The 14,759-nt window shown below is 67.9% G+C and carries 14 protein-coding genes; 5 read left to right on the forward strand and 9 right to left on the reverse strand.

The genetic code is table 11. From position 1 onward, the window contains the following. Positions 1 to 84 precede the first annotated feature (84 nt). The 3 genes from OHA70_RS30655 (at position 85) to OHA70_RS30665 (ending at position 3,742) form a co-directional block, all read left to right on the forward strand. Positions 85 to 1,857, forward strand: a complete 1,773-nt coding sequence (locus tag OHA70_RS30655; protein ID WP_328323416.1) for a M1 family metallopeptidase — start codon at positions 85 to 87, stop codon at positions 1,855 to 1,857. A gap of 25 nt (positions 1,858 to 1,882) precedes the next feature. After that, positions 1,883 to 3,106, forward strand: a complete 1,224-nt coding sequence (locus OHA70_RS30660) for a sensor histidine kinase (protein WP_328323418.1) — start codon at positions 1,883 to 1,885, stop codon at positions 3,104 to 3,106. A 129-nt stretch (positions 3,107 to 3,235) separates the two neighbouring features. Continuing rightward, positions 3,236 to 3,742, forward strand: a complete 507-nt coding sequence (locus tag OHA70_RS30665) for a TrmH family RNA methyltransferase (protein ID WP_328323420.1) — start codon at positions 3,236 to 3,238, stop codon at positions 3,740 to 3,742. Here OHA70_RS30665 and OHA70_RS30670 read toward each other — a convergent pair. After that, entirely contained in the window at positions 3,725 to 4,174 is a 450-nt protein-coding gene (locus OHA70_RS30670) for a MarR family transcriptional regulator (RefSeq protein ID WP_328323422.1), read from the reverse strand. The two genes, OHA70_RS30665 and OHA70_RS30670, sit on opposite strands and share 18 nt — an antisense overlap. 56 nt (positions 4,175 to 4,230) lie before the next feature. On the opposite strand from OHA70_RS30670, the gene OHA70_RS30675 reads away from it, so the two are divergent. Further along, positions 4,231 to 5,091: an alpha/beta fold hydrolase gene (locus tag OHA70_RS30675; RefSeq protein ID WP_328323424.1), complete on the forward strand. Its 861-nt coding sequence runs from the start codon at positions 4,231 to 4,233 to the stop codon at positions 5,089 to 5,091. Positions 5,092 to 5,109: 18 nt separating this feature from the next. Then, complete coding sequence (locus OHA70_RS30680; RefSeq protein ID WP_328323426.1) at positions 5,110 to 5,808, forward strand: GntR family transcriptional regulator; 699 nt, start codon at positions 5,110 to 5,112, stop codon at positions 5,806 to 5,808. Between the two features lie 28 nt (positions 5,809 to 5,836). Here the strand turns inward: OHA70_RS30680 and OHA70_RS30685 are convergent, their stop codons facing one another. The 8 genes from OHA70_RS30685 to OHA70_RS30720 form a co-directional block, all read right to left on the reverse strand. Beyond that, positions 5,837 to 7,603 carry a gamma-glutamyltransferase family protein gene (locus tag OHA70_RS30685; RefSeq protein WP_328323428.1) on the reverse strand — a complete coding sequence of 589 codons (1,767 nt, stop codon included), beginning with the start codon at positions 7,601 to 7,603 and terminating at the stop codon, positions 5,837 to 5,839. Next, positions 7,600 to 8,619 carry an ABC transporter ATP-binding protein gene (locus OHA70_RS30690; RefSeq protein ID WP_328323429.1) on the reverse strand — a complete coding sequence of 340 codons (1,020 nt, stop codon included), beginning with the start codon at positions 8,617 to 8,619 and terminating at the stop codon, positions 7,600 to 7,602. The genes OHA70_RS30685 and OHA70_RS30690 overlap by 4 nt, the downstream gene beginning before the upstream one ends. Then, positions 8,616 to 9,575 carry an ABC transporter ATP-binding protein gene (locus tag OHA70_RS30695; protein WP_328323431.1) on the reverse strand — a complete coding sequence of 320 codons (960 nt, stop codon included), beginning with the start codon at positions 9,573 to 9,575 and terminating at the stop codon, positions 8,616 to 8,618. The genes OHA70_RS30690 and OHA70_RS30695 overlap by 4 nt, the downstream gene beginning before the upstream one ends. Continuing rightward, positions 9,572 to 10,453, reverse strand: a complete 882-nt coding sequence (locus OHA70_RS30700) for an ABC transporter permease (RefSeq protein ID WP_328323433.1) — start codon at positions 10,451 to 10,453, stop codon at positions 9,572 to 9,574. The genes OHA70_RS30695 and OHA70_RS30700 overlap by 4 nt, the downstream gene beginning before the upstream one ends. Next, complete coding sequence (locus OHA70_RS30705; protein WP_328323435.1) at positions 10,453 to 11,406, reverse strand: ABC transporter permease; 954 nt, start codon at positions 11,404 to 11,406, stop codon at positions 10,453 to 10,455. The genes OHA70_RS30700 and OHA70_RS30705 overlap by 1 nt, the downstream gene beginning before the upstream one ends. Position 11,407: 1 nt before the next feature. Beyond that, the gene (locus tag OHA70_RS30710) at positions 11,408 to 13,024 is read right to left on the reverse strand and encodes an ABC transporter substrate-binding protein (protein WP_328323437.1); all 1,617 of its coding nucleotides are present in this window, start codon (positions 13,022 to 13,024) and stop codon (positions 11,408 to 11,410) included. A 281-nt stretch (positions 13,025 to 13,305) separates the two neighbouring features. Continuing rightward, entirely contained in the window at positions 13,306 to 14,205 is a 900-nt protein-coding gene (locus OHA70_RS30715) for a hypothetical protein (RefSeq protein ID WP_328323439.1), read from the reverse strand. Next, positions 14,202 to 14,696 carry a SigE family RNA polymerase sigma factor gene (locus tag OHA70_RS30720; RefSeq protein WP_328323441.1) on the reverse strand — a complete coding sequence of 165 codons (495 nt, stop codon included), beginning with the start codon at positions 14,694 to 14,696 and terminating at the stop codon, positions 14,202 to 14,204. Before OHA70_RS30720 ends, OHA70_RS30715 begins: the two co-directional genes overlap by 4 nt. Between the last annotated feature and the right edge of the window lie 63 nt (positions 14,697 to 14,759).

Here is a 14,759-nt window from a genome sequence, read left to right on the forward strand (position 1 = left end):
GCTGCCCGTGGCCCTAATCGGCCGCGTCATCGAGCCGTTGCGTGGGTAATGTCCTGCGAACGACATTCTGCCTCGGGAGCCCCTGTGAGCCACGATCGCCACTCCTACGCCGAACCGGCGTTGGTGCGCACCACCCACCTCGCGCTGGACCTCGACCTGGACTTCGCCGCCAAAGTGCTGTCCGGCACGGCCACGCACACGCTCGCCTGGAGTGGCCCGGGCGACCGATTGGTCCTCGACACGCGGGATCTCACGATCCTCGCGGTGGAGGGTGCGGTCGAAGGGGACTGGGAGCCGCTCGAGTACAGCCTGGCGGTGCCCGACAACGAGCTGGGCTCGGCGCTGACGATCCGGACCGGGCAGCACGAGCAGGTGCGGGTGAGCTACCGGACCGCCCCGACGGCGTCCGGCCTGCAGTGGTTGGAGCCGGCGATGACGGCCGGCGGCGTGATGCCGTTCATGTTCAGCCAGTCCCAGCACATCCACGCCCGGAGCTGGGTCCCGGTCCAGGACACTCCGAGCGTGCGCTTCAGCTACTCCGCCCACGTCACGGCCCCGCCTGAGCTGATGGTCCTGATGAGCGCCGACAACGGCACCCAGTCGCGCCGCACCGGGTCGTACGACGTGACGATGCCCGAGCCGATCCCGTCGTACCTGCTGGCGATCGCGGCCGGCGACCTGGTGTTCGAGCCGATCGGCACCCGGACGGGCGTCTGGGCCGAGCCCGAGATGGCCAAGCGGGCGGCGACGGAGTTCTCCGACATAGAGGAGATGATCCGGGTCACCGAGTCGCTCTTCGGACCGTACCGGTGGGGCCGCTACGACCTCCTCGTACTGCCGCCGTCCTTCCCGTACGGCGGGATGGAGAACCCGCGGATGACGTTCGCCACCCCGACCTTGGTGATCGGCGACAAGTCGGCGGTCAACGTCGTGGCGCACGAGCTGGCGCACAGCTGGTCGGGCAACCTGGTCACCCAGGACAGCTGGGACGACATCTGGCTCAACGAGGGCTTCACGGCGTACGTCGAGTACCGGATCGTAGAGGCGGTCTACGGCAACGAGCTGGCCGTGATGGAGACGGCGATCAAGCAGCACGCGACCGTGGTGAAGCTGGATCCGCTCTCGGCGGCGGAGCAGGCGGCCGAGCTGCCGGGGCTGAATCACCGGTCGCAGTACCGCGGCACGACCGGCCTCGGCCCGCTCAAGGGCTGCTGGTTCCTGACCTGGCTGGAGGAGCGGTTCACGCGGGAGATCTTCGATCCCTTCCTGCACGGGTACTTCGACCGGTTCGCCTTCCAGAGCATCAACTCGGAGGACTTCGTCGGGCATCTGCAGGAGCAGTTGCTGGACAAGCACCCCGGTGTGGTGACCGCGGAAGAGGTTGCTGCCTGGCTCGATGAGCCGGGCATCCCGGCCTTTGCCGAGAGAGCGATCTCCGCGCGGTTCGAGGTCGTCGACGAGTCGCGAGAACGCTGGCTGTCGACCGGCGAGCTGCCTGAGGGCGCGAAGCACTGGACGACGCAGGAGTGGCTCCGCTTCCTCGACGCTGCGCCGGACGTGCTGACGGCCGATCAGCTGCAGCAGCTGGATCGCGAGTTCGCTCTCACCGGTACGGCGAACGGCGAGATCGCCCGTCGCTGGTACTCGATCGTTGCCGCGAGCACCTACAGCCCGGCGTACGACGAACTGGCCGGTTTCCTGACCCGGGTGGGCCGGATGAAGCTGGTGCTGCCCGTCTACAAGGCACTGGTGCGGACCGCTTCCGGCCGCGAGTTCGCGAACGAGGTGTTCGCGACCGCGCGACCCGGATATCACCCGATCACGACCGCGGCGGTGCTCAAGATCCTCAAGAGCTGACGCTCTGGGCGTTACCGTCTGAAGTATGACGATCGAGCTGGACCGGCCCGGACTGCTGGCGGCGATGATCAGTCCGGGCTCACTGGGTGCCCCGGGCAACGGCCGTCGTACGCCGCGGGACTGGATCGTGGACGTGACGTTCGTCGTGCTGGGCATGGCGGCGAGCGTGATCGGGCTGGCTGTCCCGGACGGCTCGAAGATCAACCCGCCGGTGGCGCTGCACGCGACGATTGGCGTGCTGGCGGCGGTCTCACTGATGTTGCGGCGCAAGTGGCCGCTGGGAATCGCGTTAGTGCTGATCGTGCTGTCCGCGTTCCTCCCGACCGTTGGGAGCTCGAGTGGGCTGGCTCTGTTCAGCCTGGCGGTGCATCGGCGGCCAATCGTCAGTGTGCTCGGGTGTGTGGCGGCGGTGCTGTCGTGTGTGCTGCAGTTCTGGATCTATCCGCCGGCGCGCTCGATCCCCTACGTCTATTGGATGGTGGTCAGCCTCACCAGCCTGCTCTGCGTGGCAGCCGTTGCCTGGGGCATCGTTGTACGAACCCGCCGGGAGCTGATGGTGTCGCTGGCGGAGCGTGCCCGGCGGGCCGAGGAGGAGCAGGAGTTGCGCGTCGAGCAGGGGCGGCGCCGCGAGCGGGAGCGGATCGCGCGGGAGATGCACGACGCGCTCGGGCATCGGTTGTCGCTGCTGAGCGTCCATGCGGGAGCGCTGGAGTTCCGGCCGGAGATGCCGTCCGATGAGCTCGCGCAGGCGGCCGGGGTGATCCGCTCGAGTGCCCGCGAGTGCATGGAGGATTTGCGCGAGATTGTCGGCGTACTACGCTCGCCCGACTCCGCCGCTCCGGGCGACCGTCGACCGCAACCTGGCCTGGCTGACGTCGACACGCTGGTCGAGGAGTCGCGCACCGCGGGGATGACCGTGATGTTCACCCCGCTCTCATCGCCTCCCGAGTCCATTCCGTTGGCTACCGGCCGGCACGGCTACCGGATCATCCAGGAGGGGCTGACCAACGCGCGCAAACACGCTCCGGGCCAGCCCGTCACCATCGTCGTATCCGGGGCCGCAGGCAACGGCTTGTCGATCGAGGTCCGCAACCCGTTGGTGGACAGTGTTCCTGGCGCAGGCTCCCGCGTAGGCCTGGTCGGGCTCGCAGAGCGGGCGAAACTCGCCGGTGGCACTCTCGACCACGGCCCCACCACCACGAGCTGCTTCCGCCTGCACGCTTGGCTACCCTGGCCCGCCACGTCATAGGTACTCGACTACCACAACCGCGTCCAGGTAGCCGTCCTGGCCCAGGACGCCGGCCTCGCCTAAACTCGTGGGCATGACACATCTCTTGTGCGGGAGGTTCGTTCCCGCTGCGGCATGAGTGCCGCGCTGGTGCGTAGCCCGAAAGACCTGAAACGCCAACGACGCCTCCGATCCCATTCCTGCTGGGACCATCTGCTGATCGCGCCGCTCTGGCCGAAGTACGGCGTCAATCTCGGTACGCTGCTCCGCACCTGCGATGCGGTCGGAGCCTGTCTCGCAGTACCGAAGCTGCCGTGGGTGCCGGATGCGCTGGCTCATGGCAACACGCTGAAACGCAGGACCTGCGTGCACTGGACCGGTCACGATCCCGTCCGCTGGCTGATCGACCAGAAGCAGCGCGACGACACGACCGTCGTCGGGGTCGAACTGGCCGACGAGTCGGTCCGCCTGGGTGATCTTCCGGCGGCACGCAACCGGACGATCGCAGTACTGGGCCATGAGCGCGATGGCATTCCACCGGAGGCGCTGGAGCAGCTGGACCTGGTCGTGGAGATCCCAATGATCGGCACCGGGGGGAGTCTCAACGTCGCAGTTGCTGGGCCTTTGGTGCTGTATCGATTAGCCGGGTTGATTTGACGGCTGTAGGTGGTGGGCGAGGGTGTTGAGGGCTTCGGTCAGGGTTTTAAGGACTGCGAGGTCCGTGGTGCCCGTGGCTGCTAGGAGGGCGGTGTCGATGGTGGTGGTGCGGACGTCTTTGACGCGGGGGGAGATGTCGCCGGCGGGGCGGACGAGGCTGCGGCGGCGGTCGGCGGGGTCGGGGGCGGTCTCGATCGAGCCGGCCTCCTTCAGGCGGGCGACGGCGGTCGAGACCTGACTCTGGGGGAGTCCGGTGCGGGTGGCGATCTCGCCGATCGCGCTGTCGGGGTGGTCGCGGATGTCGGTCGCGACCACCAGCACCGTCCGGGTGCTGCCGCCGGTCGTCTTCGCATCGGCCGGGGGCGACGGGAGGGCCTGCTCGCCGATTTTCATCAACGCCCGGCCCAGCAGGAACAGCTCGACTCCGTTCATGCGACCACAGTACATCGATCTTGATGTATCGAAATAGATGGAATATGGTCGGCGGCATGACACAGACGCTGAAGGTCCCCGGAGCAGAGCTGTACTACGAAGTCCGCGGTCACGGCCCGTTGCTGCTGATCGGTCAGAGTGGGGACGGTGATGCCGACCGGTCCGCAGACCTGGTCGGGCAGTTGACCGACCACTTCACGGTCGTCAGCTACGACCGGAGGGGACTCAGCCGCAGCCCCCTGACCGACCCCAACCAGCCGGTGACCCCCGAGATGCACGCCGACGACATGCACCGGCTGCTGGCGGCACTCACCGATGAGGCGGCCGTAGTACTGGGATGCAGCATCGGGGCGCTCCTCGGACTGCAGTTGGCCGCCGATCACCCCGAGCAGGTCAGCGTGCTGATCGCTCATGACCCGGCGACTCCTGGACTGCTGCCGGCGGCAGATCGAGTACGGATCGAGCAGACGTTGGCCGACATCCAGGCTGCCTATCGCCAGGACGGTCTGCCGGCAGCGCTGCGGTTGCTGGCGGAGGCGACCGGTATCACCATCGACGCGATGGCCCGCGAGCCTCAGGTCGTACTGCAGCCGACGACCGCGGCGCGAGTGGCGAACATGGACTTCTTCCTCACGAACGACCTGAGCCGCCTCAGCGAGAACGCTCTCGACGCAGAGACGGTGGTGAGGGCGGTCGCAAGCGGCGTACGGATCATCGCTGCGGCGGGGGAGGCATCTCACGCTGCGTGGAACTACCAGTGCGCTGAGATCCTGGCTGGTCTGGTGGGCTCGGAGGTGGTGGAGTTTCCGGGTGGGCACAACGGGAACACGATGTTCCCGCGGGCGTTCGCGGCCCGGCTGCTGGACGTGCTGCAGCGGGAGCGGTTGGTGCGGGCTGGTGATGCCGTTGGCGGGTAGGGTGCTGCGGAACCAGGCATGGCCAGAGGGGAGCTCGGGGTGGACCAGCAGTACGGGGGACAGGTAGCGAGGACGATCGGGGGTGATCATCTTGCGCTCAGGGATCAGGTGCTGGCCGAGTTGCGGCGGCGGATCGTCGACGGGGACTACAAGCAGGGTGAGCGGCTGACCGAGAACCGGTTGGCGGACGACTTCGGGGTGTCGCGCAATCCGGTGCGTGAGGCGTTGCGGGTGGTCGAGACCGAGGGGTTCGTGGAGATCCTGCCGCGGCGTGGTGCGGTAGTGGCGACGCTCGACGAGACGGCGATCCGGGACCTGTTCGCGGTACGAGAGCAGCTTGAGACGCTGGCGGCCGGGCTGGCTGCTGAGCGGGCGACCAGCGAGGATGTCGCTCGGCTGCGGAAGTTGCTGGACGACGCGAGCGCTGCCACGGAGGCTGAGGACTTCGATCAGGTCGCCGAGCTGAACAGCGCGCTGCACCTCGCGGTGATCGAGATCAGCGGGAACCGGTGGCTGGCGTCGCTGTCGGCGGCTATGTACCACCACGTGCACTGGGTGTTCCGGCTCGGCGCCGCCCAGCGAGCTCCGCACTCGTGGAAAGAGCACATCCGAGTAGTGGACGCCATAGCCGCCGGCGACCGGGCTGCCGCGACTGCAGCAGCCCGCGACCACGTAGAGGCCGCAGCCAACGCAGCCCTAGCCGGCCCAACCGCCTAGCCAGCCGGTACTCCGCGCCTAGCGGCGCCTAGCGGCCGGTGGCGTAGCCCTGCATTCCTCGGGGGTTGGCTGCTGCGGCTAGTACGCCGTCGGCGGTGCGGGAGACTGCGCAGAGGCGGCCCAGGCTCCAGGGGGCGGATTCGACGACCTGGTGGCCCTTGCTGATCAGGGTGTCTCGGACTACCGGGCCGAGGCGGCTCTCCAGCGTGAGGTTGCCCGGTACCGCCGCCCGTGGGTAGAAGGACGACGGGAACGCAGTGGTGTGCCACGCAGGCGCATCGATGGCCTCCTGCAAGTCCTGACCGCCCGCAAGGTGTCGCAGGAGGAACAGCAACTGCCACTGGTCCTGCTGGTCGCCACCGGGTGAGCCACAGGCCAGTACCGGCGTCCCATCCCGCAGTACCAGCGTCGGCGTGAGCGTGGTCCGCGGCCGCAGCCCCGGCGCGAGTGAGGACGCCAGCCCTTCCTCCAGCCAGAACATCTGCAAGCGGCTCCCCAGACAGAAGCCAAGCTCAGGGATGGTCGGCGACGACTGCAGCCACCCACCGCTGGGAGTAGCCGAGATGACGTTGCCCCACTGGTCGATCACGTCGACATGACACGTGTCGCCGCGCGTGCCGCCATCAGGCGCCACCGTCGGCTCACCAGTGCTCGCGTCACCCACCACCCCCGACACGAGCGACGGCAGCCGCGGCACTCGCCCATCCGGACTACCGGGCCGCAGCTCGTACGACGCGGCTGCGCCGACCAACGCAGCCCGCTCAGCCGCATACGCCGGCGACAGCAGCGTCTTGAGCGGCACATCGCCCTCGCCGTACCAGGCCTCCCGATCCGCATAGGACAGCTTGGTGATCTCCGTGGTGGTGTGAACGGCCTCGGCACTCGTCAGATCAAGCGCCGACGGGTCACCCAGCTCGGCAAGGACGGCCAGCGACTGCAACAGCGCCGGCCCCTGACCCCACGGCCCGGTCTTGGCGACCGTGTGCCCGTGCCAGTCGAAGGTGGTCGGCTCCTCCCAGGTCGCCTCGTACGACGCCACATCGTCAGCCGTGATCAGCCCCGCATGGTCCTCACCGCTCGAATCGCGATGCGGCAACCGCGAGAACCGGTCGATCGCCTCGGCGATGAACCCTTGGCGCCACGTAGTACGCGCTCTCTCGAGCTGCGCCACCCGGTCCGCGCCAGCCTCTTCGGCCGCGAGCAACAGCCGCTCGAGCGTGTCGGCGTACGCCGGATTGCGAAACAACTCATTTGCCCGCGGTGCCGCGCCGCCCTGCAGCCACAGCTCCGCAGAAGTCGGCCAGTGCTCCGTGAACAGCTCCCGGACCGTGTTGACCGTATCGCCGACCCGAGCAAGCACAGGGTGCCCGTTGCGCGCATACCCGATCGCTGGCTCCAGCACCGTCCGGAGCGGCAGCGAGCCGTGATCCCGCAGCAGTAGCAACCACGCATCGACAGCACCCGGTACTGCGGCCGCCAGCGGCCCGGAGCCCGGGATGAGCGACAACCCCAGCCCCTTGAAGTGTTCGATCGTGGCGCCCGCCGGAGCCACCCCCTGCCCACACAGAACCCGCGGAGTCGGGTCGGCCGCAGTAGCGATGATCGCCGGTACCTCACCACCAGGACCATTGAGGTGCGGCTCCACCACGTGCAGCACGAACCCGGCGGCCGCAGCGGCGTCGAAGGCGTTGCCACCCAGCTCCAGGAGCCGCATGGCCGACTGGGACGCCAGCCAGTGCGTGGACGAGACCATCCCGAACGTGCCGCGCAGAGTGGGCCGGGTGGTGAAGGTCATCGAGCAACTCCTCTAGTGGTGTCTGCTTGATCGCGTACGTCGGGTCCACTGCCATCGTCGCCGACCAGGTGACAGGCGACGCGGTGTCCACCTTCCCCGATCACCCTGGACTCCGGTACCACCGTCCTGCACTTCTCGATCGCCACCGGACAGCGCGTGTGGAACCGGCAACCAGCCGGCGGGTCTATGGCCGACGGTAGGTCGTCCCCGAGCAGTACTGGTCGTCGAGCCCGCTGGGTAGACGGATCCGGCACAGGAGCCGCCGACAGCAGCGCCTGCGTGTAGGGATGAGCCGGTACGCCGAAGATGCGCTCCCGCGGCCCTTGCTCGACCAGCTGGCCCAGGTACATCACCGCTACCTCATCAGCCAGGTACTCGACGGCCGAAAGGTCGTGCGTGATGAACAGGCAGGCGAACCCGAGGTCCCGTTGCAGGTCGGCCAGCAGGTTGAGTACCGACGCCTGCACCGACACGTCGAGCGCACTGGTCGGCTCATCCGCTACCAGCAGCCGGGGAGACGAGATGAGCGCCCGGGCGATACTCACACGCTGTCGCTGCCCACCGGACAGCTCATGCGGCGACCGCTGAGCCACCTCCGGGCGGAGGCCGACCCGACGAAGCGCCTCGGCCACCGCGGACGGAATGTCGCGTTGCTCAGCAGGGAGCGCTCTCCGCTGTCGCATGAGGCGCAATGGTTCGCCCACGATGTCCCCGACGGACAGGCGTGGGTCGAGCGAGCCGGCCGGGTCCTGGAAGACGATCGACACGTCCCGCCGGTGCGGGCGGAGTTGGCGACGGTTGAGGTGGGTGATGTCGGCATCGGCGAGCCGGACGGTGCCTTCGGTCGGTTCCAGCAGCCGGACGATGCAGCGGCCGACCGTGGACTTCCCGGAACCGCTCTCTCCGACCAGCGCCACGACAGCACCCTTCGGGATCCGCAGCGAGACGCCGTCGACCGCACGGACCGGCCCGAAGTGCATGACGAGGTTCTCGAGCTCCAGCGCGTACTCGGTCATCTGCCCTCCGGATTCCAGCAGGCGACACCCGCGGTCAACACGGGTTCCTTCGTCCTGCAGATGTCGATGACGCGCGGGCACCGGTCGGCGAACGTACAGGCATCCGGCTGCTCCGCCAGGACCGGTACCAGGCCAGGGATCTCGTTGAGACGGTCCGAACCCGCGTGGCGGCCGGCCGATGGTGAGGCGCCCAGAAGCCCTGCTGTGTAAGGGTGTTGAGGCTTCGCGAACAGCTCGTGTACTTCGGCAGTCTCGACCACCCGTCCGGCGTACATGACGGCCACACGATCGGCGAGATCGGCGACGACTCCGAGGTCATGGGTGATCAGCACGACGCTGGTGCCGAGTCGTTCGCGCAGCGCCCGCAGTACGTCGAGAATGCCGGCTTGGATGGTCACGTCGAGCGCCGTGGTCGGCTCGTCGGCGATCAGCACCTTGGGGTCGCAGGCAACGGCCATGGCGATCATCACGCGCTGCCGCATCCCGCCCGAGAGTTGGTGCGGGTAGTCGTCGACCCGCCGCTCGGCCGAGGAGATGCCGACCAGCTTGAGCAGCTCGATCGACCGCTTGCGCGCTGCCTGCTTGGACAGGCCGATGTGGATGCGCAGTACCTCGCTGATCTGGTAGCCGACCGTGAAGACCGGGTTCAGCGAGGTCATCGGCTCCTGGAAGATGTAGGCCACCTCGCGGCCGCGGATCGACCGGAGCGTTCGCTTGTCGGCTCCGATCAACTCGACGCCGTCCAACCGCACCGAGCCTTCGACGGTCGCGGAGCGGGGGAGCAGACCGGCCAGACTCATCGCGGTCACGCTCTTGCCGCAGCCCGACTCGCCGACGATCGCCAGTACTTCGCCGTCGGCGACCTGCAGATTGACGTGGTCGACGGCCGACAGCGGGCCGTCCTCGGTACGGAAGGTGACGGAGAGGTCCTTGACCTCGAGTACTGATCCGGTCATCGGCGGCTCGCCTTCGGATCGAGAGCATCGCGCAGGCTGTCGCCGACGATGTTGAACGCGAGCGTCAGCAGCATGATCGCGACGCCGGGCATCACCGCGGCCCAGGGTGCACGGGTCGCGAACTGCTGGGCGTCGGAGAGCATCGTGCCCAGGCTCGGTGCCGGCGGCTGGATGCCGAGGCCGAGGAACGAGAGGACCGCCTCGCCCAGGATCGCCGCCGGAATCGCGACCGTCGCCTGGACGATGATGACCGAGGCCGCGTTCGGCAGGATGTGCCGGCCGAGCACCCAGACGTCACCGGCGCCGTCGACGATCGCGGCCGCGACGAAGTCCAGAGACTTCAGCCGCAACGTCTCTGAACGGACGATCCGGATGACGCCGGGGATCTGGGCGATCCCGATCGCGATCGCCGCGTTGCCGAGACTCGCGCCCCGGATCGCGGCCAGGCCGACCGCGAGGATCAGGAACGGGAACGCCAGCACGAGATCGGTGAACCGGGAGATCAGCGCGTCGATCGCCCGGAAGTACCCCGCCATCAGACCGAGCGGTACGCCGATCAGCAGCGACGTCCCGACCGCGAGCAGCCCGACGTGCAGCGAGGCACGCAGACCGAACATGATCCGGGACAGCACGTCGCGTCCGAGATCGTCGGTGCCGAGCACGTAGCCGGCGGTACCGGGTGGCGCGAAGGCTCGGTCTAGATGGGTCAGCGTCGGCTCCTGGGGTGCGAGCCAAGGGGCGAAGGCAGCGGCCAGGACGGCGATCGCGAGGACGACGAGGCCTGCGATCGCGAGCGGGTTGCGGAGCATCCGGCGGACCACCTTGCGGCGGCGGGAGGTCGCCGGTGGCGTGGCGATGGCGGGTTCGGCGACGGCCATCACGCTTCACCTCGCACCCGGATGCGCGGATCGATCACGGAGTACAGGAGATCGACGAGCAGGTTGATGACGATGTACGCCGTCGCGGTGACCAGTACGACCGCCTGGATCACGGGGTAGTCGCGCTGGAAGACGGCGTCGACCGTCAGCTTGCCGAAGCCGGGTAGCGCGAAGATCCGCTCGGTCACGACAGCGCCGGAGATCAGCGCGCCAAGTTGCAGGCCGACGATCGTGACGACCACGATCAGGCTGTTGCGGAGCGCGTGCCGCCCGATCACCGCTCGCTGCGGCAAGCCTTTGGCCTCGGCAGTGCGGATGTAGTCGGCAGAGAGCGCGTCCAGCATCGACGACCGCGTCTGGCGCATGATCACCGCCGCGAGACCGGTGCCGAGGATGAGCGCCGGCAGGACGAGGTGGTGGAGGTTGTCGATCGGATTGTCGAAGAAGGGTACGAAACCCGACGCCGGGAACAGGCCGAGAGCGACCGAGAGATACAGGATCGCCATCAGTCCCAGCCAGAAATTGGGGACCGACAACCCCAACAGGGCAAGGGCATTGGCGGCCCACTCGGCCGGGCGGCCCCGGCGTACCGCCGCAACGACTCCGGCGCCGACTCCGAGCAGAGCGGCGACGAAGATCGCGAGAGCGGAGAGCTCGATCGTCACGGGGAGAGCGCTGGAGAGCATCGACGTCACGCTCTCTCCCGTTCTGATCGAGCGGCCGAGATCACCGCGGGCGGCGTGGCTGACGAACTGCCAGAACTGGACCAGTATCGAGTCATCGAGCCCGTACTGCTCCCGGATCGCGCGCAGCGACTCCGGATCGCGATCCTCACCGGCCAGCGCGAGCGCCGGATCGCCCGGCAACGCACGGACCCCGAGAAACACCACGATGGTTGCCAGCAGCAACGTCACCAACGATTGCCAGAGTCGTCCGAGGAGATACCGCCTCATATCACTTGGCGTAGCCCGCGAAGGCCGTCCTGATGACGCCGTCGGGGTACGTCTGGACGCCGAGGACCTTCTTCGTGACGCCGGTCAGGTTGCGCTGCCGGTACAGGTAGATCAGCGGGTCGTCCTGCTGCAGCTTGGTGACCACCTGGCCGTAGAGCTGGACACGCTGTGCCTGATCCTTCGACTGCCGCGCGTCGGTGAGCAGCTTGTCGACCTCCGGACTGTTGTAGCCGGCAACGTTCTGGCTGCCCTCGGAGCCGACGAAGTTGAAGATGTTCGCATCCGGATCGACCCGCCCCGACCAGCCCAGCTGGAGCAGCTCGAAGTCACCACGATCCTGCTGGTCCAGCAACGACGCGTACTCGACCGGCTTGATCACCAGCTCGAACCCGCCCTCCTTCACCATCGCCTGCAACGCCTGGGCCAGCCGCAGACTGTCGGGGTTGTTCGAGGTGATCATCGAAACCTTGTACGGCGTGACGACCCCCGCCTGCTTCAACAGGTCCTTTGCCTTGGCGGGGTCATGCGCCGGGCACTTCTGGGCGGCGTCCGAGGTGAACTCACTCTTCGGCGAGACCGGCGAGCACGCGACCGTGTTCAGCCCGTTGAAGATCGACTTGACCAGCGCCTCCCGGTCGATCGACGCGTCGAGCGCCTGCCGGACCCGGGGATCCTTCGCGATCGGGGTGTCGAGCTGCTTCGTCGGGTTGCCGATGCCGTCGGAGTTCCCGATGTTGATCGTCAGGCCTTGGTAGCCGAGCGATTGGGACTGCAGCACGCTCAGGCTGCTGTCCTTCTGCAGGGTCGGCGCGTCCTGCGTGGACAGCGAGTCGGCGACCTGGGCATCACCCGAGCGGAGGTTCGCGGAGCGGATGCTCGAGTCGGTGATGATCCGGTACTCGATCGCGTCCAGGTGGACCTTCGCGGCGTCGTAGTACAGGGGATCCTTGACCACCTTGATCGAGTTCTGCGCGACCCGGCTGGCGAACTTGAACGGGCCGGCGCAGACCGGCGCGGTGGAGAAGTTGGCGCCGAGCTTGTTCACGGCGGCGGGGCTGAGGACCATACCGGCCCGGTCGGCGAGCGCCGCGGTGAGCGGGGCGAACGGCTTGGACAGCTTGATGACGACGGTCTTCGCGTCCGGGGTCTCGATCGAGCTGATCGGGCCGAGCTCGCTCTTGCGGCCCGAGGCGGGCAGCGTCAGACCACGATTGATGGACAGCTTCACAGCGGCGGAGTCGAGCGTGGTGCCGTCGGCGAACTTGACGCCTTCGCGCAACGGGATGGTGAGGCTGAGGCCATCGGGGGCGATGGTCGGCAACGCGGTGGCGAGCTGCGGCACGATCTTGGCGTCCGGCCCGAGGTCGTAGAGCTTCTCGCACATGGTGTGGAAGACGTACCGCGAGTAGAGGCTGCGCGAGAGGGTCGGGTCGAGCTTGTCCGGGTCGGCCGAGAGCGCGACGGTCAGCGTGCCGCCGTTCTTCACCGCGGTCTGGTCTGCCGGGTCACCGAAGACATCCTGACCTGAGCTGCCGGTCTGCCCGCTCGGCTGGTCGCCGGCCGGCTCCACCGGTGAACACGCGGCTCCGACGATCGCGAGCGCGACCACCCCGACCACGGCTCCGGAGCGTGACGCGAGGCCGCGTGGCGCTCGCGCTGCGGCAGGAATACGGCGGGCGAGCCAACTGGAACGGTTCAGTGAGCGCGGAGTTCGACGGGGCATTTCGTCCTCCCGGTAGGAGCGGTTCCGTCGACTGTTTCATGTATACAAGGCACGCGCGCAAGCGATTCTGCGAGTTCCTGGAAACCTTTTACCGGGAGTTACGACTGCTCCGTAGCCGGGTGACTCCACGTGCCCGTTCGCACGTGGACTCACCCGGCCGTTGGCTTGAGCTGGGATCAGGTGCTGATCTTGAACTTCGCCGACGTCACCTGCTCGGCCAGTTGCTGGGTGGTGAAGACCGGTTGGTTCAGCGGCGATTTGCCCGGGAGATCGGTCTTCTTGGCCTGGGCGATGAACACGACTGTGCCGTCGTCGTACCGGTAGGCAGCGCTCTGGTCGTAGTCGCTGCCCTTCTTGGCGGTCACCACGCCGACCTTCTTGCCGTCGACATCTACCACGGTGCAGGGACCGGTCGAGCCCCAGAACGTCAGCGCGAGCTTGCACGGGGTGGTCGCCGGCTTGCCGCTCGGCGTGGTCGACATGACCAGTAGCTGGCCGACCCGGTCGTCTTTCTGCACCGGGATGGTTGCCATGTACTCCCAGTAGTCCTGCTCCCCGTCGGCGGACGCATATTGGGCCTGCGGCCATCTCGCCGAGCGACCGTCCGGGTACTTCAAGTTCGGTGTGCTGAACCCCGCTGGTACCGACGAGCTCAGGTCTGCCATCAGCGCTCCGACCCGGACGGCGCGTGGACCCGCGCTCGCCGTGCGGTCGGCCTGGCCCTCTGGCCACGGGTCGCCGGTCTTGCGTGTGGTCGGTGCTGACGGCAGCACGGTGGCGCCCGACTTCGCCGTCGGCGCCACGGTTGGGGCCGACGTCGGCCCTGCCAGCGAGGGGGTGCCCCCGCCTGCCACCATCGGGCCGGCCGATCCGTTGTCAGCAAGGTTCGCGACCAGGGTGGGACCGGCCACTGCGCCAACGGTCAGCGTGACGACGGCAGCTCCGGCTAGCGCCACCCTGCGCCGCTTGCGAATCCGGCGGCCCTGATCGAGAGCCTGCGCGGGGTCCATCGGTGACGGTGGACTGCTGCGCACGATCACGTCGTGGAAGGCCTCTTTGAGATCCTCTTCGTTCATCGAACTCTCTCCTCTTCCAGCAGACCGCGCAGCGTGGCCAGCCCGCGCGCAGCTTGGCTCTTGACATTTCCGGTCGAGCATTCGAGCAAGGCGGCGGTCTGCTCGACGGACTGGTCCTCCCAGTACCGAAGGACCAGTACGGCGCGTTGCCTCGGTGGCACCAGCGCGAGCGCCTCCAGCAGCACGAGCCGTTCCTCGGCGAGGTCTGCCGATGGCGCCGCTTGATCGCTGTGCGGCGACCCCACCGACTCGTGCCGGAACCACGCCCGGCGCCGCTCGGACAGGAACGTCCGTACCAGGGTCTGCCTGGTGTAGTTGTCCATGGCCTCGCGCCGCTCGATCCGGCGCCAGCCCAGATAGATCTTCGTGAACGTCTGCTGCACCAGGTCTTCGGCCCGATGCCAGTCGCCGCACAGCAAGTACGCCGTGCCGCGCATGGCACCGGAACGGGCCGCGAAGTACGCCTCGAACGCGGCGTCCCGATCACTCATCTGTTTCTCCCGATCGTTGATACCGGGTTAGACACGCCTACGGGGGAGAGGTTGGTTGCATCA

The organism is Kribbella sp. NBC_00382, from assembly GCF_036067295.1.
Classification (GTDB): Bacteria; Actinomycetota; Actinomycetes; order Propionibacteriales; family Kribbellaceae; genus Kribbella.

What these genes read in the sequence shown, in the direction of transcription:
- OHA70_RS30660 (WP_328323418.1), top strand. Translation starts at nt 1,883, where the DNA reads ATGACGATCGAGCTGGACCGGCCCGGACTGCTGGCGGCGATGATCAGT.
- OHA70_RS30670 (WP_328323422.1), bottom strand. Translation starts at nt 4,174, where the DNA reads ATGAACGGAGTCGAGCTGTTCCTGCTGGGCCGGGCGTTGATGAAAATC.
- OHA70_RS30675 (WP_328323424.1), top strand. Translation starts at nt 4,231, where the DNA reads ATGACACAGACGCTGAAGGTCCCCGGAGCAGAGCTGTACTACGAAGTC.
- OHA70_RS30680 (WP_328323426.1), top strand. Translation starts at nt 5,110, where the DNA reads ATGGCCAGAGGGGAGCTCGGGGTGGACCAGCAGTACGGGGGACAGGTA.
- OHA70_RS30685 (WP_328323428.1), bottom strand. Translation starts at nt 7,603, where the DNA reads ATGACCTTCACCACCCGGCCCACTCTGCGCGGCACGTTCGGGATGGTC.
- OHA70_RS30690 (WP_328323429.1), bottom strand. Translation starts at nt 8,619, where the DNA reads ATGACCGAGTACGCGCTGGAGCTCGAGAACCTCGTCATGCACTTCGGG.
- OHA70_RS30695 (WP_328323431.1), bottom strand. Translation starts at nt 9,575, where the DNA reads ATGACCGGATCAGTACTCGAGGTCAAGGACCTCTCCGTCACCTTCCGT.
- OHA70_RS30700 (WP_328323433.1), bottom strand. Translation starts at nt 10,453, where the DNA reads ATGGCCGTCGCCGAACCCGCCATCGCCACGCCACCGGCGACCTCCCGC.
- OHA70_RS30705 (WP_328323435.1), bottom strand. Translation starts at nt 11,406, where the DNA reads ATGAGGCGGTATCTCCTCGGACGACTCTGGCAATCGTTGGTGACGTTG.
- OHA70_RS30715 (WP_328323439.1), bottom strand. Translation starts at nt 14,205, where the DNA reads ATGAACGAAGAGGATCTCAAAGAGGCCTTCCACGACGTGATCGTGCGC.
- OHA70_RS30720 (WP_328323441.1), bottom strand. Translation starts at nt 14,696, where the DNA reads ATGAGTGATCGGGACGCCGCGTTCGAGGCGTACTTCGCGGCCCGTTCC.